The sequence below is a fragment of the Sulfitobacter sp. SK011 genome, assembly GCF_003352065.1.
Taxonomy (GTDB): Bacteria; Pseudomonadota; Alphaproteobacteria; order Rhodobacterales; family Rhodobacteraceae; genus Sulfitobacter.
Map to the genome: position 1 here is coordinate 3,908,369 of NZ_CP025803.1, position 19,986 is coordinate 3,928,354.

At 56.9% G+C, this 19,986-nt stretch carries 19 protein-coding genes; 10 read left to right on the forward strand and 9 right to left on the reverse strand.

The annotated features are described in order from the left end of the window. Nucleotides 1–64: 64 nt before the first annotated feature. From xsc to C1J02_RS19395, 5 genes are all read left to right on the forward strand, one after another. Nucleotides 65–1,846, forward strand: a complete 1,782-nt coding sequence (gene xsc / locus C1J02_RS19375) for a sulfoacetaldehyde acetyltransferase (RefSeq protein WP_114880031.1) — start codon at nucleotides 65–67, stop codon at nucleotides 1,844–1,846. Nucleotides 1,847–1,883: 37 nt separating this feature from the next. Beyond that, nucleotides 1,884–2,882 carry a phosphate acetyltransferase gene (gene pta / locus C1J02_RS19380; RefSeq protein ID WP_114880729.1) on the forward strand — a complete coding sequence of 333 codons (999 nt, stop codon included), beginning with the start codon at nucleotides 1,884–1,886 and terminating at the stop codon, nucleotides 2,880–2,882. A gap of 19 nt (nucleotides 2,883–2,901) precedes the next feature. Further along, nucleotides 2,902–5,736, forward strand: a complete 2,835-nt coding sequence (locus C1J02_RS19385) for a molybdopterin oxidoreductase family protein (RefSeq protein WP_114880032.1) — start codon at nucleotides 2,902–2,904, stop codon at nucleotides 5,734–5,736. 118 nt (nucleotides 5,737–5,854) lie between these two features. Next, the gene (locus tag C1J02_RS19390) at nucleotides 5,855–6,601 is read left to right on the forward strand and encodes a 4Fe-4S dicluster domain-containing protein (protein WP_114880033.1); all 747 of its coding nucleotides are present in this window, start codon (nucleotides 5,855–5,857) and stop codon (nucleotides 6,599–6,601) included. Continuing rightward, nucleotides 6,601–7,473 (forward strand): DmsC/YnfH family molybdoenzyme membrane anchor subunit, encoded by an 873-nt coding sequence (locus C1J02_RS19395; protein ID WP_114880034.1) that lies wholly within the window; start codon nucleotides 6,601–6,603, stop codon nucleotides 7,471–7,473. The genes C1J02_RS19390 and C1J02_RS19395 overlap by 1 nt, the downstream gene beginning before the upstream one ends. A 30-nt stretch (nucleotides 7,474–7,503) precedes the next feature. Here the strand turns inward: C1J02_RS19395 and C1J02_RS19400 are convergent, their stop codons facing one another. Continuing rightward, the gene (locus C1J02_RS19400; RefSeq protein ID WP_114880035.1) at nucleotides 7,504–8,673 is read right to left on the reverse strand and encodes a M20 aminoacylase family protein; all 1,170 of its coding nucleotides are present in this window, start codon (nucleotides 8,671–8,673) and stop codon (nucleotides 7,504–7,506) included. A gap of 80 nt (nucleotides 8,674–8,753) precedes the next feature. Continuing rightward, the gene (gene dapA / locus C1J02_RS19405) at nucleotides 8,754–9,629 is read right to left on the reverse strand and encodes a 4-hydroxy-tetrahydrodipicolinate synthase (protein ID WP_114880036.1); all 876 of its coding nucleotides are present in this window, start codon (nucleotides 9,627–9,629) and stop codon (nucleotides 8,754–8,756) included. A 125-nt stretch (nucleotides 9,630–9,754) separates the two neighbouring features. Between dapA and C1J02_RS19410 the strand changes: the two genes are divergently transcribed. Continuing rightward, the gene (locus C1J02_RS19410; protein ID WP_205389829.1) at nucleotides 9,755–11,728 is read left to right on the forward strand and encodes a lytic transglycosylase domain-containing protein; all 1,974 of its coding nucleotides are present in this window, start codon (nucleotides 9,755–9,757) and stop codon (nucleotides 11,726–11,728) included. On the opposite strand, the gene C1J02_RS19415 is transcribed toward C1J02_RS19410, so the two are convergent. Both C1J02_RS19415 and mnmD read right to left on the reverse strand, forming a co-directional pair. Continuing rightward, nucleotides 11,684–12,562: a DMT family transporter gene (locus C1J02_RS19415; RefSeq protein ID WP_114880037.1), complete on the reverse strand. Its 879-nt coding sequence runs from the start codon at nucleotides 12,560–12,562 to the stop codon at nucleotides 11,684–11,686. The genes C1J02_RS19410 and C1J02_RS19415 overlap by 45 nt on opposite strands. After that, nucleotides 12,559–13,233 carry a tRNA (5-methylaminomethyl-2-thiouridine)(34)-methyltransferase MnmD gene (mnmD, locus tag C1J02_RS19420; RefSeq protein WP_114880038.1) on the reverse strand — a complete coding sequence of 225 codons (675 nt, stop codon included), beginning with the start codon at nucleotides 13,231–13,233 and terminating at the stop codon, nucleotides 12,559–12,561. The genes C1J02_RS19415 and mnmD overlap by 4 nt, the downstream gene beginning before the upstream one ends. 61 nt (nucleotides 13,234–13,294) lie before the next feature. Between mnmD and C1J02_RS19425 the strand changes: the two genes are divergently transcribed. Then, the gene (locus C1J02_RS19425) at nucleotides 13,295–14,326 is read left to right on the forward strand and encodes an FAD-binding oxidoreductase (RefSeq protein ID WP_114880039.1); all 1,032 of its coding nucleotides are present in this window, start codon (nucleotides 13,295–13,297) and stop codon (nucleotides 14,324–14,326) included. 10 nt (nucleotides 14,327–14,336) lie between these two features. Here the strand turns inward: C1J02_RS19425 and C1J02_RS19430 are convergent, their stop codons facing one another. The 3 genes from C1J02_RS19430 to C1J02_RS19440 all read right to left on the reverse strand — a co-directional run bounded on the left by C1J02_RS19430 (nucleotide 14,337) and on the right by C1J02_RS19440 (nucleotide 16,662). Then, a complete protein-coding gene (locus C1J02_RS19430) occupies nucleotides 14,337–14,885 on the reverse strand; it encodes an NADPH-dependent FMN reductase (protein WP_114880731.1) in 549 nt (182 codons plus the stop codon). Between the two features lie 111 nt (nucleotides 14,886–14,996). Continuing rightward, nucleotides 14,997–15,668: an OmpA family protein gene (locus C1J02_RS19435; RefSeq protein ID WP_114880040.1), complete on the reverse strand. Its 672-nt coding sequence runs from the start codon at nucleotides 15,666–15,668 to the stop codon at nucleotides 14,997–14,999. A 124-nt stretch (nucleotides 15,669–15,792) separates the two neighbouring features. Further along, nucleotides 15,793–16,662 carry a bifunctional helix-turn-helix domain-containing protein/methylated-DNA--[protein]-cysteine S-methyltransferase gene (locus tag C1J02_RS19440; protein WP_114880041.1) on the reverse strand — a complete coding sequence of 290 codons (870 nt, stop codon included), beginning with the start codon at nucleotides 16,660–16,662 and terminating at the stop codon, nucleotides 15,793–15,795. 128 nt (nucleotides 16,663–16,790) lie between these two features. Between C1J02_RS19440 and nth the strand changes: the two genes are divergently transcribed. The 3 genes from nth to C1J02_RS19455 are packed head-to-tail and all read left to right on the forward strand — an operon-like array spanning nucleotide 16,791 to nucleotide 19,020. Further along, a complete protein-coding gene (nth, locus tag C1J02_RS19445) occupies nucleotides 16,791–17,435 on the forward strand; it encodes an endonuclease III (RefSeq protein WP_114880042.1) in 645 nt (214 codons plus the stop codon). Then, a complete protein-coding gene (locus C1J02_RS19450) occupies nucleotides 17,432–18,421 on the forward strand; it encodes an adenosine kinase (protein ID WP_114880043.1) in 990 nt (329 codons plus the stop codon). Before nth ends, C1J02_RS19450 begins: the two co-directional genes overlap by 4 nt. 2 nt (nucleotides 18,422–18,423) lie before the next feature. Beyond that, on the forward strand, nucleotides 18,424–19,020 hold the full coding sequence (locus C1J02_RS19455) for a GNAT family N-acetyltransferase (RefSeq protein ID WP_114880044.1): 597 nt from the start codon (nucleotides 18,424–18,426) through the stop codon (nucleotides 19,018–19,020). Here the strand turns inward: C1J02_RS19455 and C1J02_RS19460 are convergent. Together C1J02_RS19460 and C1J02_RS19465 are read right to left on the reverse strand one after the other, a co-directional pair. Next, nucleotides 19,017–19,487, reverse strand: coding sequence for a hypothetical protein (locus C1J02_RS19460; protein WP_114880045.1), 471 nt, complete (start codon nucleotides 19,485–19,487; stop codon nucleotides 19,017–19,019). The two genes, C1J02_RS19455 and C1J02_RS19460, sit on opposite strands and share 4 nt — an antisense overlap. Continuing rightward, nucleotides 19,484–19,966, reverse strand: coding sequence for an RNA pyrophosphohydrolase (locus C1J02_RS19465; protein WP_114880046.1), 483 nt, complete (start codon nucleotides 19,964–19,966; stop codon nucleotides 19,484–19,486). The genes C1J02_RS19460 and C1J02_RS19465 overlap by 4 nt, the downstream gene beginning before the upstream one ends. Nucleotides 19,967–19,986: the final 20 nt, after the last annotated feature.

The following is a 19,986-nucleotide window of genomic DNA, read 5'->3' on the forward strand; positions in this document are numbered from 1 at the left end:
GCTTACCCTGCGGCCAACGCCAATTGGATTCGCTAATCCCACCTCATTGTAAGGATGTTCTGCCATGAAAATGACCACCGAAGAGGCCTTTGTAAAAGTTCTTCAGATGCACGGTATCGACAATGCCTTTGGGATCATCGGGTCTGCGATGATGCCGATTTCTGATCTGTTTCCGGCAGCGGGGATCAAGTTCTGGGATTGTGCGCATGAAACGTCTGGCGGGATGATTGCCGACGGCTACACGCGCGCCTCTGGCAAGATGTCGATGGCGATTGCGCAGAACGGCCCCGGCATCACCAATTTCGTCACGCCGATCAAGACCGCCTATTGGAACCACACGCCGATGCTGCTGGTCACGCCACAGGCGGCCAACAAGACCATTGGTCAGGGTGGTTTCCAGGAAATCGAACAGATGAAGCTGTTCGAAGACATGGTTTGTTATCAGGAAGAGGTCCGCGACCCGTCGCGCATGGCCGAAGTGCTGAACCGGGTGATCGAAAAGGCATGGCGCGGCTGTGCGCCGGCACAGATCAACATCCCGCGCGATTACTGGACCCAGGTGATTGACATCGAACTGCCCCAGATCATCCGCCTTGAACGCCCGCAGGGCGGCGAACAGGCCGTGGCGGACGCGGCCAAGCTGCTCTCTGAAGCCGAATTCCCGGTCATCCTGAACGGGGCTGGCGTGATCCTGTCCGGTGGCATTGAGGCATCCGCAAAACTGGCCGAAGCTTTGGACGCGCCCGTCGCCTGTGGCTATCAGCACAACGATGCCTTCCCCGGCGGTCACCCGCTGGCTGTTGGGCCTTTGGGCTACAACGGGTCCAAGGCGGCGATGGAGCTGATCCAGAAAGCCGATGTGGTCCTGGCCCTTGGCAACCGCCTGAACCCATTCAGCACCCTGCCCGGCTATGGCATCAACTACTGGCCGCAGAATGCAAAGATCATTCAGGTCGACATCAACTCTGACCGCATCGGCCTGACCAAAAAGGTCGACGTGGCGATCCAGGGCGACGCAAAAGCCGTGGCTGAGCAACTGCTTGCGAAACTCAGCGATGGTGCCGGCGACAAAGGCCGCAAGGAGCGCAAGGATCTGATTGCGATGACCAAATCCCGCTGGGCCCAGGAACTGTCCTCGATGGACCACGAAGATGACGCGGATGAGGGCGTCGATTGGAACGAGCGGGCGCGCAACCGCCAGCCCGACCGGATGTCACCGCGTCAGGCCTGGCGCGCGATCATGTCGGCGATGCCAAAGGATGCGATTGTCTCTTCTGACATCGGCAACAACTGTGCAATCGGCAACGCCTATCCGTCGTTCGACAAGGGCCGCAAATATCTGGCACCGGGCCTGTTTGGTCCTTGTGGCTATGGCCTGCCTGCCATTCTGGGTGCGAAAATCGGCTGCCCGGATGTGCCGGTTGTAGGCTTTGCCGGGGACGGCGCATTCGGCATCTCGATGAACGAGATGACGGCCTGTGGCCGCGGCGACTGGCCTGCGATCACCATGATCATCTTCCGCAACTATCAGTGGGGCGCTGAAAAGCGCAACACGACCCTGTGGTTCGATGACAACTTTGTCGGCACCGAGCTGAACGAAGGTGTGAACTATGCAGAGATCGCCAAGGGCTGCGGCCTCAAAGGCGTGCAGGTCACCGGCATGGACCAGCTCACCGATGCGCTGAACACCGCCATCAAGGACCAGATGAAAAACGGCGTCACCACCTTTATCGAGGTTGTCCTGAACCAGGAACTCGGCGAACCATTCCGCCGCGACGCCATGAAAAAACCAGTCTCCGTGGCGGGCATCAACAAAGATGACATGCGCCAGCAAGCGCGCACATAACTCTGGTGTCAAACGCCAAAAAACAAAGGGACGAGCCATGAACGTGCTGCAGGGTTTAAGAGATCGCGCAGCCGCCCGGCCCGCCCACATCGTCCTAAGCGAAGGCCACGATCCCCGGATCGTGGCCGGCGCGCTTGAAGCTCTGCGCAGTGGCATCGCCCGCATCACACTTGTCGGTCCCATTGCTGAAGTTTCCGCACAACTGAAGAAAGCCGGAGCAACGGATGCCGACGAAATCACCATTCAAGACCCCGAAACATCCCAGCTGACCGCAGAATTTGCCAAATCCTACTTTGAACTGCGCCAGCACAAAGGCGTAAGCGAAGATGTGGCCAACACTCAGGCGCATGACCCTTTGGTCTTTGCCGCCATGATGGTGCGCAATGGCCATGCAGACGGAACCGTCGGCGGTGCTGTTTCAACAACGTCCGATACCGTGCGTGCCGCGTTGCAGATCATTGGCAAAGCAAAAGACGCGGCCTTGGTATCCAGTTTTTTCTTGATGATTCTGCCCGCCAAGCACCTGTCAGGCCGCAGCGCCATGGTGTTTGGCGATTGTGGCTTGGTCATCGATCCAAATGCAGAGGAATTGGCGGACATCGCGGTCGCCTCTGCTGCATCTTGCCAGAAATTGCTCGGCGACACACCGCGTGTGGCCTTGCTGTCATTCTCGACAAAGGGCTCTGCGCGCCATGCGAGCGTGACCAAAGTGTCAGACGCGGTGGCCATCTTACACGCGAACCACCCCGATCTGGCTGCGGACGGCGAATTGCAATTTGACGCGGCCTTCGTGCCAGACGTCGGCGCATCCAAAGCGCCGGGATCTGAGGTGGCGGGGCATGCCAACGTGATGATCTTTCCAAATCTCGATGCAGGCAACATCGGCTACAAGATCGCACAGCGTATTGGCGGGGCAGATGCCATTGGTCCAGTCCTTCAGGGTCTTGCAAAGCCTGCAAATGACCTGTCTCGTGGGTGTACCGCGCAGGACGTAACGAACATGATTGCCGTCACCACTCTTCAGGCGACCCTTTGATATCAAGTCAGGAAACACCATGACGCACAAACAGCCCGTCCTCGATCTGTCGCCCAAGGTGTCCGACGAAATCCGCAAGACGACCTGTTACATGTGCGCCTGCCGCTGCGGCATCAATGTGCATATGAAAAAGGGCGACAATGGTGAGTTAAAGGTCGCCTACATCGAAGGCAACCGCGACCATCCGGTAAATCAAGGGGTACTCTGCGCCAAAGGCTCCGCCGGGATCATGCAGCACAATGCGCCGTCCCGCTTGCGCAGCCCATTGAAACGCGTTGGACCGCGCGGATCAGGCGAGTTTGAAGAAATCAGCTGGGAAGAGGCCTATCAAATCGCCGCCGACTGGCTTGAGCCGATCCGCAAAGATAACCCGGAAAAGCTGGCGTTCTTTACCGGCCGCGATCAGTCGCAGTCCTTTACCAGCTTTTGGGCGCAGGCTTTTGGCACGCCAAATTACGCCGCGCATGGTGGATTTTGTTCGGTCAACATGGCCGCCGCTGGTATCTACACAATGGGCGGCGCGTTCTGGGAATTTGGCCAACCCGATTGGGACCATACGAAATTGTTCATGCTGTTCGGCGTGGCAGAAGATCACGATTCAAACCCGATCAAGATGGGCATTGGCAAGATAAAGGGGCGCGGGGCGCGTGTCATCGGCGTGAACCCGATCCGCACCGGATACAACGCCGTGGCGGACGATTGGGTGGGCATCACGCCGGGAACGGATGGCTTGTTCATCCTCGCGATGATCCATTGCCTCATGAAAGCCGGCAAGGTGGACCTGAACTACCTTGCCCAATATACCGACGCGCCGGTGCTGGTGAACAACGACCCCAAATCACCGAACTACGGCCTGTTTCTGCGGGATGACGATGGCAAGGAATTGGTCATTGACCGCGTCACTGGCAAGCTGACCGCATTCGACAAACCGGGCGTGAAACCGGATCTGTCCGCCACGCACCGCGCCAAAGGGGTCACACACAAGCCGGTCTTCCACCAGATGGCCGAGAAATATCTAAGCGATGAATACGCGCCCGAAGCGGTTGCAGATCGCTGTGGGATCCCCGCCAAACGCATCCGTGCAATTGCCGCCGAACTGGCGCGTGTGGCGTTCGAGGAATCGTTCGAACTTGATCACGAATGGACCGATTTCCGAGGGGAGACGCACAAGACCATGACGGGACGTCCCGTCTCTTTCCACGCGATGCGCGGTATTTCCGCCCATGCCAACGGCTTTCAAACCTGTCGCGCGCTGCATGTGTTGCAGATCATCCTCGGCACCGTTGAGGTGCCTGGCGGGTTCCGATTCAAGCCGCCCTATCCAAAACCCGCCAAGGCGCATCCAAAACCGCATGTCGGCATGACGCCGGGCGCGCCGTTGAACGGACCGCACCTTGGCTTTGTGCACGGACCCGATGATCTGGCACTTAAGGAAGACGGCACACCCGCGCGCATCGACAAGGCGTTCACATGGGAAAACCCGATGTCGTCGCACGGCCTCATGCATATGGTGATCTCCAACGCACATGCTGGTGATCCCTACAAAATCGACACGCTGTTCATGTACATGGCGAACATGTCATGGAATTCGTCTATGAACACCGGCGGCGTGATGGAGATGCTGACCGACAAGGATGAAAACGGCGACTATGTGATCCCGCATATCATCTATTCGGATGCTTATTCGTCTGAAATGGTTGCCTATTCCGATCTGATCCTGCCCGACACCACCTACCTTGAGCGCCACGATTGCATATCCCTGCTTGACCGGCCCATCTGCGAGGCTGATGCTGCGGCGGACGCCATCCGCTGGCCCGTGGTGGAACCAGATCGCAACGTCAAAGGCTTCCAATCCGCGCTCTGTGATCTGGGGGCGAAACTGGGGCTGCCCGGCTTCGTCAACGACGATGGAAGCCAGAAATTTGCTGATTACGCCGATTACATTGTCAATCATCAGCGCCGTCCGGGCATCGGCCCATTGGCAGGTTGGCGCATGGGCGAAAGCGGTCTGCAATCGGGCCGTGGCGACGTAAACGCTAGCCAATTGGATAACTACATCGAAAACGGCGGTTTCTTTGTGGAACACATTCCCGAAGGGTCGAATTACTACAAGCCGTGGAACAAAGCCTATCAGGCCTGGGCCGTGAAAATGGGCCTTTATGACGCGCCGCAGCCCTATTTGTTCAACCTCTATGTCGAGCCGATGCGCAAATTCCAGCTGGCCGCAGAAGGGCACGGCGATCGACAGCCCCCGGATCACCTGCGCGAGCGGATCAAGGCGACCATGTCACCACTGCCCATCTGGTACGAAACCGATCAACAGGGCAACGAGGGCTTCACCGTGAATGCCCTGACCCAACGCCCGATGGCAATGTACCATTCATGGGGCAGCCAGAACGCGTGGTTGCGCCAGCTCCATGGCCGCAACCCGCTTTACCTGCCCACCAAGCTGATGCGCCAACATGATCTTGTGGATGGCGATTGGGCGCGGGTATCCTCGCCGCATGGCGAGATCACAGTGCCTGTGATGGAAATGGCTGCGCTGAACGAAAATACCATCTGGACCTGGAACGCGATTGGCAAACGCAAAGGCGCGTGGGCTTTGGACAAGGACGCGCCCGAAGCGACCAAAGGCTTTCTGCTGAACCATTTGATTCACGAGCTGATGCCGCCCAAAGGTGACGGCATGCGATGGGCGAACTCTGATCCTATCACCGGACAGGCCGCGTGGTTCGATCTGAAAGTGCGGATCGAAAAGGCCACCGCCCCCAAGGAGGCCCGCCCAGAATATCCGCCAATCAAGTCACCGGTTGGCCAAGGGCCGGACAAGCTTGCATGGAAGGTGGGCAAATGAGAGCTCCAAATCTCTTCAAAGAAATTTGCCCGGACTTTTCAAAAAGTCCGGCACCAAGCAGCAACGTAATACCGACGCAAAACCGACGTAATACCGACGCCGATTTCGGAGGCCGAAAATGACCACTCTCCCTCATTCCACCGACAAGAAACTCGGCCTCGTCATCGACCTTGATACCTGCGTCGGCTGTCATGCCTGCGTGATTTCCTGCAAGGGCTGGAACACCGAGAACTACGGTGCGCCGCTGTCTGATCAGGATCCTTACGGCGCAAACCCGTCTGGCACGTTTCTGAACCGCGTGCACAGCTTTGAGGTTCAGCCTGAGCAGGGCGCGGCGCAACTGATCCACTTCCCCAAGTCCTGTCTGCACTGCGAAGACGCCCCTTGCGTTACCGTCTGTCCCACCGGGGCCAGCTACAAACGTGTCGAAGACGGCATTGTGCTGGTCAATGAGAGCGATTGCATTGGATGTGGGTTGTGCGCGTGGGCATGCCCATACGGCGCACGAGAGATGGATCAGGAAGAGAAGGTGATGAAAAAATGCACCCTCTGCGTAGACCGGATTTATAACGAGAACCTGCCAGAGGTGGACCGCGTGCCGTCTTGCGTGCGGACCTGCCCCGCAGGTGCGCGCCATTTTGGCGATCTTGGCGATCCTGACAGCGATGTCAGTCAACTGGTTGCGGAACGCGGCGGTGTCGATCTGATGCCGGAACAGGGCACCAAACCTGTCAACAAATACCTGCCACCACGGCCCAAAGACGCATTGCCCGAATTTGACGTGTTGGCCCCTTTCCTTGAACCCGTCATGGATGAACCCAAGGGGTTCCTTGGCTGGCTCGACAAAGCGCTGGAGAAAATCTGATGCATCCTGCACCGTCCGTTATCTTTTTCAGCACCTTTTCTGGCTTGGGGTTTGGCCTTCTGATCTGGCTTGGCCTTGGCGTACCAGAGGTTTCCGGCTGGTCCGCCTTTGCGTTTTTTGCAATTGCTTATCTTCTTGCGGTTGGTGGACTGATCTCGTCGACCTTCCATCTCGGCCACCCTGAACGCGCGCTCAAGGCGTTTACGCAATGGAAGACAAGCTGGCTCAGCCGCGAAGGATGGTGCGCTGTTGCCGCGCTGATCCTGATGGCGCTTTACGGTGCCGGGCTTGTATTTTTTGACGCGAAATGGACCTTGCTGGGTTTGCTCGGCGCGTTTTTCTCGCTGGCGACTGTGTTCACCACTTCGATGATTTACACCCAGCTCAAAACCATCCCACGGTGGCATCAGCCGCTCACACCGTTCAATTTTCTGTCGCTCAGTATCGCTGGTGGCGCGCTCCTTGCGGGACAGGTGATGTGGTCAATCATCTTGTTGGTAATATCCGGCGTCATCCAGGCCGCCACATGGGTCATCGGAGATAAAGCATTGGCATCTTCAGGCACGGATATGGCAAGTGCGACGCAGTTGGGCGGCATTGGCAAAGTTCGTGCGTTTGAACCCCCGCACACCGGCACAAACTATTTGCTGCGCGAATTTGTGCATGTCATTGGCCGCAAGCACAGCGAAAAACTGCGTATCATTGCACTGGGTCTGATGGTGGTGCTGCCGGTTATTTTGCTGCTGTTACCGTTCAACCACATCATCGCCGTCGTGGCGGTCCTGGCACATGTGGCTGGCGTGCTTACCGCGCGCTGGCTCTTTTTCGCCGAAGCCGAACACGTTGTTGGCCTCTATTATGGCAAGCGCTGAAATCTGACCAATGGCGGGATGCGCCCCGCCCTACACATTGAGGGGCAAACGACGCTCAACAATACGCGCCATAATCGACGCCCCCACGGGCAAGATTGACGGGTCGAGCACATATTCCGGGTTGTGCAAAGGCATCGTGCCTGCGTGCCCCACCGTGCAATAGGCCCCTGGCACAACTTTTAACATATCCGCGAAATCTTCTGATCCCGTAACAGGCGGCGTGTTTGGATCAAGGTTTTCTAGCCCCACGATGTCACCTGCGGCCTGCATATAGGCGTCGGATAATGCATCATCGTTGATCAACACATCAAAGACGTTGCGCAGATCAAGCGTAATCTCAACCGCGTGCATCGCGGCCATCCCGTCACAGATCGACTGCATGCGGGTTGCCGCCAGCGTGTACATCTCATCATTGAAATACCGCACCGTCCCCGCCAACGTCGCCGTGTCCGGAACAACGTTATAGGCCACCCCTGAATGCAGTTGCGTCACCGACAGAACCACCACGTCTTGGGCCGGGATGTTTCGGCTGAGGATGGTTTGCAACTCGCTCGCCAAAGATGCCGCTATGATCAGCGCGTCTTTTGAATCGCTTGGCCGCGCGGCGTGGCTGCCTTTGCCCTTGATGTGAATGTCAAAGAACGCGGCCCCTGCCATCGCCGGTCCTTTGCAAATGCCCACCTTGCCAGGCTTGCCATTTGGCGAATTGTGCATGCCGAAAATTTCGTCCACCGGGAACAATTCAAACAAACCTTCAGCCAGCATTTGGCGCGCGCCACCCAAGCCCTCTTCGGCGGGTTGGAAAACGACCACTGCGGTGCCATCAAAATCGCGGGTTGCGGCCAGATGTTTCGCGGCCCCAAGCAGCATCGTGGTGTGGCTGTCACGCCCACAGGCATGCATCACCCCATCGTTTTGCGAGGCATAGGGCAGTCCTGTGGCCTCATGGATCGGCAACGCATCCATATCAGCACGCAGGCCGACGCGGCGGTTGCCGTTTCCCTTGCCCTTGATCAGCGCCACAACACCCGTCTCGCCCAGGCCGGTGTGAACCTCATCCACACCATAGCTGCGCAGTGCCTCTGCGACGATACCGCTGGTACGCACTTCGGTGAAACCTATCTCGGGGTGCGCGTGCAGATCGCGAAAGATCGTTTCAAGCTCGTCTTTGCTGTCTGCGATGATCGGCAGGATATTCATAGGTCAGGCTCCGGTCTGGGTCAGACGCGAGGGTGGGGTCAAACCCCACCATACTGCAACCCCAAACCGGTCCCTGTTGATCAGTTCAGCAAGCCTGCGTGCCGCAACCCGGCATCAATCCGCGCTTTGGTCTCGTCCAAAAGACCACTCAACGGCAAGCGCACTTCGTCAGAGCAAAGATCAAGCCGGGACATTGCGTATTTAACACCAACCAAACCCGGTTCGGTAAAGATCGCTCTGTGCAGCGGCATCAGCCGATCCTGGATTTCGAGAGCTGTGGCATAATCCCCTGACGCACAGGCCGCCTGCATCTGTGACAACAAACGCGGCGCGGCATTTGCCGTAACAGAGATACAGCCGACGCCACCTTGGGCGTTAAACCCATGTGCCGTTGGATCTTCGCCAGACAGCTGTATGAAGTCCTTGCCACAGGTGATCCGCTGCGCTGATACGCGAGAAAGATCCGCTGTGGCATCCTTGACGCCAACAATGCGCGGCAGTTTGGACAATTCGCCCATCGTTTCGGGTGTCATATCGATGACAGACCGCGGCGGGATATTGTATATGAAGATCGGCAAATTACAGGCATCGTGAACAGCCGTGAAATGCGCAATCATGCCGCGCTGCGTAGGTTTGTTATAATAGGGTGTCACAACCAGAACCGCGTCTGCACCGACTTTTTCGGCGTGCTGCGCCAGACGGATGCTTTCAATCGTGTTGTTTGACCCGGCACCGGCAATGACCGGCACCCGACCAGCTGCGGCTTTCACAACCTCTTCAACGACAATCTCATGTTCGCGGTGGGTTAATGTTGGCGATTCGCCGGTGGTGCCCACAGGCACAAGCCCATTGCTGCCTTCGCCGATATGCCATTCCACAAGTTTCTTCAAAGTCTCCAGATCCAGCTCGCCGTTTCGAAACGGCGTGACGAGGGCAGGCAGTGAGCCGTTGAACATGTGCACGCTCCTTTGTTGTGCTGGCCGGCGCGAACCGGTCTGGGATGTACTTGTGGCGGGATCGTGAGTTGATTACGCCAACGCTTGTCATATGTTGCAAGGCTCTAGCCTTTGAACAAAGGGAAATGCAAGTGATCACACGCATTACGGCCACTATTGCTCTGGTTTTTGCGCTTGCTTTGCCCGCAAATGCCGAACGTCCGCGTCCCTTGGGCTGGGCGATGGAAGCGATGCGCGCCGGAAACTGGGACACTGCAGCGCTCATCGCCAACCGCGATGGCCCGGTTGCGGCGGACGTGATCGAATGGCACCGCCTGCGTGCGGGGCGCGGCACCTATGCCGAGGCCCGCGCATTTCTGGATCGACGGCCTGACTGGCCGGGCGAGGCCTATTTGCGCAAACAGGTCGAGGACGATGTGATCCAGCAGGATGACCCCGCAGTCTTGGCCTTTTTCGCCGAAATGCCACCACAGACCCCGAGTGGTGTGTTGGCCCATGCCGCGGCATTGATCCGGGCCAACCAACGCGGCGAGGCAGAGGCCGATGTCGTTCTGGCTTGGCGCACAATGCCGATGAATGCCACATCGCAGGCGCTGTTTCTGGCCGAACACGAGGGTGTCTTAAAGCCGCATCATCAGGCGCGACTGGATGAAATGCTGTGGCAACGTGAACACGCCGAGGCCCGACAGATGTTTGATCTGGTTGGCAAGGATGACGTGGCGCTCGCGAAAACCCGCATCGCATTGCAGAGACGTGAGGGCGATGTGAACAGGCTGATCAATGCCCTGCCGGCAAGCAAGGCTGGCGATCCCGGTCTGGCCCATGATCGGTTTGAATGGCGGATACGCAAAAATCTGGCGGCTGATGCAAAAACGCTTTTGTTGGAAAAATCCACCTCGGCTGAGGCATTGGGCCAGCCCGGAAAATGGAGCAATCGCCGCCGTGCACTGGCGCGCGACGAAATGCGATCTGGCAATAAAAAACGTGCCTATCAAATTTCATCGCAGCATTTTCTGGAACCGGGATCAGATTATGCTGATCTTGAATGGCTGTCAGGGTATATCGCACTGCGGTTTCTAGATGACCCAAAGGCGGCCTATCAACACTTTCTGAACCACGACAGCGCTGTTGAATCCCCAATCAGCCAAGGACGTGCCGGATATTGGCAAGGCCGGGCACTTGAGGCATTGGGTGATGCGGACGGGGCCGCCAAGGCCTATGCAATGGGTGCTCAGTTTCAGACATCGTTTTACGGATTGCTGGCTGCCGAACGTGCCGGTCTGCCTTTTGACATGACCTTGGCGGGTGAAACGCCGGCGCAGAACTGGCGCAGTTCACCTTTGGCATCTGCCCCTTTGTTTGAGGCTGGAATGTTATTGCAGGCTTCTGGCGAATTGTCCGTCGCCGAACGGTTTTGGAGCCATTTGGCGGATCAACTTGTGTCTGATGATCTGGCCTTATTGGGTCAGGCTGCGATCGACACCGACCAGCCGCATCTGGCTGTGATGATTGGCAAACGGGCCGCGCGGCGCGGCTTGACCATCGCAGCCCCCTATTATCCCATGCATTCTCTGGTCGAACTTGATTTGCCGATGGCCCCCGAGATGACCCTTGCCATTGCCCGGCGCGAAAGCGAATTTGATCCTGTGGTGCAAAGTGCCGTCGGCGCACGTGGTCTGATGCAGATCATGCCCGCCACAGCGCGCGAAGTGGCGGCTGATCTGGCCATCACCGCCTTGCACACAACGGACCGGCTGACCGCCGATCCCGACTACAACGCGCGGTTGGGGGCCAAATATTTGTCACAAATGGCGGGACGGTTCGATGGCAATGTCTCGATGATGGCCGCTGCCTATAATGCCGGGCCCAGTCGCCCTATTCGCTGGATGGCCGACTACGGGGATCCCCGCAAAGGCAAGATTGACATCGTCGATTGGGTTGAGATGATCCCATTCCGCGAAACCCAGAATTACGTGATGCGCGTCACCGAAAGCCTGCCTGTTTATCGGGCAAGGTTGGGCAAAGACCCGTTGCCGGTGCCTTTTTCCAAAGAATTAGTGGGATCGACGCTGAAGGGCTTCGCGCCAAAAGGTGAATAGCCCCGCCGCAACGATCAACCCGGCACCAATTGCGACATTCATGCGCACCGTTTCGCCAAACAATGTGATGCCGATGATCGACGCAAACACCAGTTGCAGATAGGCGAAAGGCTGCACCGCACTTGCTTCTGCAACCTCATAACAGCGGATCAAAAGCCAATGACCTGTGACGCCCGTGATACACAGGCACCCCATGTAAATCCAGTCAGTTGGCGACATTGGCTGCCAATACCATACGCCAGCGCATGTCATGGCGATTGACCCCATCACGCCCGTCCAGAAAAAGCTGGTTGCGGTGCTGTCTTTGCGGGCAACAAACCGGGTAAGCAGACCGTAAATCGCAAACATCGCTGCGGCGATCAGAGGAATGGCGGCAGCAGGTTCAAAAACCGTCATGCCGGGTTGCAAGACAATAAGCACGCCGATGAACCCAACCCCAATCGCTGCCCAGCGCCGCCAACCGACACTTTCGCCCAAAATGGGTCCGGACAGGGCCGCGACCAACAAGGGATAACAGGTAAAGACAGCATGGCTTTCGACCAGACCCAGAATAGTAAAACCGGCCACCATGACGCAGATTTCAGCAGCAAGCAGCAACCCCCGCAATGATTGCAAGATCGGCTGGGACGTCTGCGCTGCAGCACGAATACCGCCGGCCTTGCGCCGGGCAATTGCAATGACAAAGGCTGCAAAGAACCAATACCGGATCATCACAACCATCATCACGTTATATTCAGAGGCCAGATGCCGCGACAAACCGTCTTGCACAGCAAACACAAAAGTCGTTGCAACCATCAATCCGATGCCCAACGGTATATTATTGGATTGCGTCATGAAGGTAGCTTTGCCCGGGTCATGTGCCGTTTACGGCCGTACCCTTCCGTCCGCTCAACGGCAAAACCCGCCGTTGCAAGGTTGCGCCGCACAAATCCCGCAGCAGTGTAGGTTGCCGCGGTTCCATACGGTTGCGTATGTTTTGCCACATCGCACATCAAGCCCTCGCCCCAAAGCTCAGGGTTTTTTGCTGGCGAAAAGCCGTCCAGAAACCACGCATCCGCGCGCCCTTCCCACTGGCTAACTGTCTCTCTCGCATCGCCGAGAACCACGTCGACCTGCACGCCCGGCAAATTCAATACGCCACCGTATGGTTCCCATGCGTCTTTCAGGATATCTCGCTTTCCGCCAAAATCAGGAAAGGCCGCATGCGCACGTTCCATATCAGCCTTCGATAAGGGAAACGCCTCAAAGCTGGTGAAGAACAACGTGCCGGAACAGCCCGCCTTTTCCCAAGCGTCCCATGCGACAAGCAGGTTCAACCCCGTCCCAAACCCAAGTTCTGCAATATGAAAACCATCTACAAAGCGGGCAGGCAGGTCATTTCCAGCCAAAAACACATGCTCTGTCTCGGCAACACCATCATCCAGGCTGAAAAACGGATCATCAAATTGGGTAGAGACAGGAACATCACCATCCCGCCACTCAATCTGATCGCTCTGGTTCTGCACAGTGGCACCTTGTATGGGTATGGTATCGCGCAGACCTTGCGCAAAGAGGGACCCATTGGCAATGGTCGATATCACCATCAGAGGCGCTGGGATTTTCGGCCTTTCAGTGGCTTGGGCCTGTGTGAAACGGGGTGCGCGGATTCAGGTCATTGACCCATACGGCCCCGCTGCAGGCAGCAGCGGTGGCATTGTCGGCGCATTGGCCCCCCATGTGCCGGAAAAATGGAACACCAAAAAGGCTTTCCAACTGGACAGCTTATTGATGGCAAAGGATTTCTGGTCAGATATTGAACACGCCGGCGGTGGCGCATCTGGCTATGCAAGGAACGGCAGGTTGCAACCCGTTCATGATGAAAACGCCCTTGATCTGGCCCGAAAACGCGCTGAAACCGCCTCGAACGTCTGGCAGGACAACGCACAATGGCACGTCGTTCGCGCGACAGGCGCGGCTTGGGAACCCATCAGCACCACGGGTTGGCTGATCCAAGACACGCTCAGCGCCTTGATACATCCACGCAAGGCTTGTGATGCATTGGTAAGAGCTTTGGCCGCGAAAGGGGTTCAGGTCACGGCGGATGGCGCTGATCGGGGCCATGTACTTTGGGCGACAGGGGTTGCGGGGCTTGAAGCGCTGAACAAAGGCCACCATCGTCCGGTTGGCAGCGGTGAAAAGGGACAAGCCGCCCTGCTGGATCACAACGCGGCGGGCCATGCGCAACTGTTCGCTGGGGGCGTTCATATTATTCCGCATCTGGATGGAACTGTCGCAGTCGGGTCAACCTCTGAACGCGCCTACGACAGAGCAGCAGAAACTGATGATCAACTCCACGCCGTCATCGCCGCCGCACGCGATGCGGTGCCCTCCTTAAAGGATGCCCGTGTCATTCAACGCTGGGCAGGCCTGCGCCCGCGCAGTCGCAGCCGCGCGCCCATGCTTGGCCCATGGCCGGAAAGGCCAGGACATTTTATCGCCAATGGCGGTTTCAAGATTGGATTTGGGATGGCCCCAAAAATCGCAGACGTGATGGCCGACTTGTTACTGGAAGGGCGCGACCGGATCCCGGATGGATTTCGGGTTGAGGACAGTTTTTAAGCCGCGTCGATCACGACATCTTATTGATCAATGTCTTCAAAGACTGCATCAGTGCCGACAATTCCTTGATATAGATTTCACCGGTCAGCCGCCCGTTTTCGTCAAATTGCTTTTGACTCGCGGCCAGATGAATTTCAGGACCCTGCAGGATCATCGGGCGAAAGGGCACCATGAACCCACGCAATATCATCTGTGCCCGCTCGCCACCTGCACGACCTGCTGCCGCTGACATCACCGCCAGTGGCTTGTTGTTCCACGGGTTGCCTTCCACGCGGCTCACCCAGTCCAGGGCATTCTTTAACACGCCAGATGGCCCTTTGTTATATTCAGGCGTAGAGATCAGGACCGCATCCGCCGCTCCAATCTGCGCATGCAATTTTTTGACCGCATCTGGGATGCCGGTCTTCTCTTCATCATCGCCATCATAAAGTGGGAAATGAATTTCAGCTTCGGAATAATCACACTCACCAAACAGCCGTGCCGCTTCGCGCAGAAGTTTACGATTTGTCGACTCAGTGCGCAGTGATCCAGAGATGCCGAGTATTTTTGGAGTTGTCATATGCGTGAAGCCCATCCTTGATTTCGATGACCATAATGTTGTGCGCCAACCCCAAAAGGCAAGAAGCCCCTGCATAACACAGAGGCTTCTTGGTTTTTTTCGCGATAGAAATTATCTTGCGTTGGGCAGAATTACAATTTCAACCCGACGGTTTTGTGCCTTACCCGCAGCGCTAAGGTTACTGGCGATGGGTTGGGATTCACCACGTCCGATGGACTGTATCCGTGATGGTGGAACACCATCGGCGACCAACACGTTTGCCACTGCAAAGGCGCGGCCTTCTGACAATTGCTGATTATATGCGGCTTCACCATCGCTGTCGGTGTGGCCGATAATCTGCAAAGTGGAATTGGCATAGACATTCACGTTGTTCGCAAGTGCGCGCAGGTCATCGCGCAAACCAGCGTTCACCGTCGTGCTGTCAGTCGCGAACAGGATATCCTGGGGCAGCGTTACAATCAGACGATCACCGGTGTTGGTGATGATCACATTGCTGTCCAGCTGACGACGCAAGTCCGCCTCTTGTTTGTCCAGAGAATAGCCGACACCGCCACCGATCGCGCCGCCGATCAGCGCACCTTTGAGGGCGGCATCACCACGGTTGCCATCACCCTTGGACAGCGCACCGATCAAGGCACCAGCACCGGCACCGATCAAGGCACCATTCTTGGTTTTCTGGTTCGGATCATTCGGACCCGCGCCGATCTGACCGGTTTCTGTACATGCACCGAGCGTCATCGCACCGACCAAAACGCTGGCCAAAGTAAGTTTCGAAGAAATCATAGTTACTGCTTTCATATGTGTGGCCCCGTTCGGGCGGGGCATCTTAGTATCTGCAGTATATAGGCAGTTGACCGCCGATAAAATCAGGGGGGATTTTTCATCGGCAGTATCCCGCGCATGAGCATCAAGCCTCTGCGCGCGCGGCCTCATATGCCAGCATTGCGCGTTTCACTGGCAAACCCCAATGGTACCCCCCCAGCGCCCCCGATTTACGCAGGGCGCGGTGACAGGGGATCAGCCACGACACCGGATTACGCCCCACAGCAGTGCCAACGGCGCGCACTGCTTTTGGTTTGCCGACCGCGCTGGCAATCTCCGAATAGGTGGTGACCTGGCCTGATGGAATGCTCAACAATGCTTCCCACACTTTGATCTGGAATGGCGCGCCAATCAGATAGAGCGGTGCCTTGTCCAGCTTCCCGCCCTGCGCACCAAACGCCGTCAACACCCAGGGGCGCAGCATCATCGGATTTTCAACAAACGTGGCCAGTGGCCATCGCGCGGTCAGATCCTGCATCGCAGCCTCTTCGCCCGTTTCAGCAGCCAGCGCCAACCCGCAGATGCCTTTTTCCGTACCCATGACCAAAGCCAATCCAAAGGGGCTGTCAAACCAGCCCCAAAAGATGGTCAGGTCAGCCCCTTTGCGCGCAAATTCACCCGGACTCATCGATTCCCATCGCAAGAACAGATCGTGCAACCTGCCCGTCCCGGATAACCCCAGCGAATGCGCTGTTTCCAATGTCGTAAACCGGTCGCGCATCAACGTCTTGGCATGACCCAGCATCAGATATTGTTGATAGCGCTTGGGCGACACGCCGACCCAACGCGAAAACAAACGCTGGAAATGAGCGGCACTCATCCCCATTTTGCTGGCGATCTGTTCCAACTGCATCGGGTCCTCCGCCTTGTCGATCAAGTCGATCGCGCGGCGCATCACCTGATAATGATAGCCATCATCAGTGTTGGGGGTGGATATCGGTTTAATCTGTGTCATGGCCCCAATCTAGGCAATTGACGGCTTCCAAGCGACCCGAAACTTGCGCGAAATTCAATGCGCCCCGCGCAGACAAAATTGGCCGCTTTGCCTTGCCCTGAACAAGAAATCCGAACATACCACGGCCCATGACCAAACAGCTCGACTATCATACCATCCGCGAAATCTTTACGCGCTTTCATCACGCAGAGCCTGAGCCGAAGGGTGAATTAGAGCATGTGAATGTCTATACACTGGTGGTTGCCGTAGCGCTAAGCGCCCAAGCCACCGACGCAGGCGTGAACAAAGCGACACGTGCGTTGTTCGAAATTGCTGATACCCCTCAAAAAATGTTGGACTTGGGTATCGACGGCGTCACCGAGCATATCAAAACAATTGGTCTTTTTCGGCAAAAGGCCAAGAACGTCATCAAGCTTAGCCAGATATTGGTTGATGAATATGGCGGCGAGGTTCCCAATTCGCGTGCCGCCCTGCAGTCACTGCCGGGTGTGGGGCGCAAGACAGCCAATGTTGTGCTGAACATGTGGTGGCACCAACCCGCGCAGGCCGTGGACACCCATATTTTTCGCGTCGGCAACCGCACAGGACTGGCCCCCGGCAAAACTGTTGAGGCGGTCGAACGCGCCATCGAAGATAATGTACCGGCAGATTTTCAACACCATGCCCACCACTGGCTGATCCTGCACGGCCGCTATCATTGCAAGGCGCGCAAGCCATTGTGCCGCACCTGTATCATCCGTGATCTTTGTTCCTATGAGGAAAAAACAGAATGACCAAATACGAAGTTGTTGGCATCGGGAATGCCGTTGTTGATGTGATATCCCTTGCCGATGACAGCTTTCTGGACCATATGGGCATTGAAAAAGGCATCATGCAGCTGGTCGAACGCGACCGCGCAGAGGTACTTTTTGGTGCAATGGAAGACCGGCTTCAGACGCCGGGTGGTTCGGTTGCGAATACGGTTGCAGGGATCGGATCACTTGGCCTGCCGACCGCATTTATCGGGCGCGTCCACGACGATGCTTTGGGCAGGTTTTATGCCAATTCAATGCGTGATGGCGGCACCGCATTTGTGAACGATCCTGTCGCGGGTGGCCATCTGCCCACATCACGGTCGATGATTTTTGTGTCCCCCGACGGGGAGCGATCCATGAACACCTATCTGGGTATCTCCACCGATTTGGGCCCCAATGATGTACCCGATGAGGTCGCGTCTGGTGCCAAGATCATGTTTCTCGAAGGCTATCTGTTCGACAAAGATCAGGGCAAACAAGCTTTTCTGGAGGCATCGCGACTGACCCGCGCCGCAGGCGGCAAGGCGGGCATCGCCATCTCTGATCCGTTCTGTGTGAACCGTCATCGCGCCGATTTCTTGCGGATGATCGCAAACGAGCTGGACTACGTGATTGGCAACGAAGCCGAAATCAGATCCCTCTATGAGACTGACGATCTTGAGGGCGCGCTGAGCAAAACCGCCGCGATGTGCCCGCTTGTTGTCTGTACCCGGTCTGGTGACGGGGTGACGATTATTCAGGGCGGCACCCGTGTGGATGTTCCGGTGAATAAAGTGGTTCCGGTTGACGCAACTGGTGCCGGGGATCAGTTTGCCGCTGGCTTTCTTTATGGAGTGGCAACCGGGCGAGATCTGGATGTTTGTGGGCGGATGGGCAATGTCTGCGCAGCCGAGGTCATCAGCCATGTGGGGCCGCGGCCAGAGGTCGCCATCATGAACCTGTTCAAAGCGCAAGGCCTCGTCTGATCATGCTGACAGATGGGCTGCACGATGTGCCGCGTGGTAAAGTGGCGATGGTGGTCACCCATCTTGAGATGCATGCGCCTGCGCCGACGCGTCCTCAGCCGCTCCCGAAGGGCATCACTTTCCGGCAGCGTCAGCCTGATCTTGCGTGGTATCGCGATATCTTTAGCCGCGTCGGCGCGCTTGATTGGCTTTGGTACGGGCGTCTTAAAATGGCAGATACCGATTTGTCCGCCATTCTGGCCGACCCAAAGGTTGCCTTTTACACCCTGACCCGCGACGGACGGGACGAAGCGATACTGGAACTTGATTTCCGCCAAGAGGGCCAATGCGAATTGGCCTACTTTGGTTTGACTTCAGAATTAATTGGAACCGGGGCCGGGCGTTTCTTAATGAATGAAGCCATTCGCCTTGCCTGGATGCAGCCTATCACCCGCTTTCACGTTCACACATGCACCATCGACAGCCACCTGGCACTGTCGTTCTATATTCGCAGCGGGTTCACCCCGTACCGCCGGCAGGTCGAAATTGATGACGACCCGCGGCTCAGCGGCCTTTTGCCCGAAGCTGCGGCACCGCATGTACCGATCATTCGGCCCTAACACTGACCGCGCCTGAAGCAGCGCTCAACCTGTTTCAACATTGCGACCTGAGGCGTGGCGAACACATCGCCCCCACATGGATCAATGGCCAAAACATACCCCGCCGCGTCACGCCTGAGAAAAGCCAACACATCCGCCCCATTTTCGACCGATTCACACCACGGACCAAAACAAGCAACCTCCAGTGTGATCCCCCTCTTGAATGGCGCGTTAAACCCGGTCTTCAACAGGGCACGCCCCTCAATCGTCGCGGGGATGCGGGTCATTTCGGCTGGATTTTGCGAAGAGGCCCCAGCACGTAGAAATTTGCGCTGATCCACAACCAATCTGCCATGAACAACCACATAGGCATCGGTTGACTCCTGCGCCCGTTCATAGGTGGCCACAACCGACGGCTGGACACAAGACAGCGCCAATGCCGGTAGAGGTGCAGCAAGTGATAAGATAAACGAAATAATACGCATCATAAATATGCCCTGAACTCTTTCACAACCGCCTCATATACGGCGCGCTTGAACGGAACGATCCCATCCACCAGCTCATCTACCGGCACCCAACGCCACTTTGAAAACTCCGGGTGGTCCGTTTCAATGTTCACTTGATCGTCGCGGCCATTAAACCGCATCAGAAACCATTTTTGTTGCTGCCCCCGATAGCGCCCTTTCCATATATTAGGCACCAGATCATGCGGCAAATCATAAGCCAGCCAGCCGTCTGATTGCGCAATAATGCTGACCAATTCACGGCCCACGCCGATTTCTTCTTCCAACTCTCGCAAGGCTGCTTCATCCGCTGCTTCACCTTTGTCCACGCCACCCTGTGGCATCTGCCAGGCATCAAAATCACGATCCTTGCGTTGACCCACGAACACGTCGCCCGCCTCGTTCACCAGCATCACCCCCACGCAGGACCGATAGGGCAGTTTGGAAATCTCTTCAGGCGTCATCAGGGCACTTTCTTTGCTGG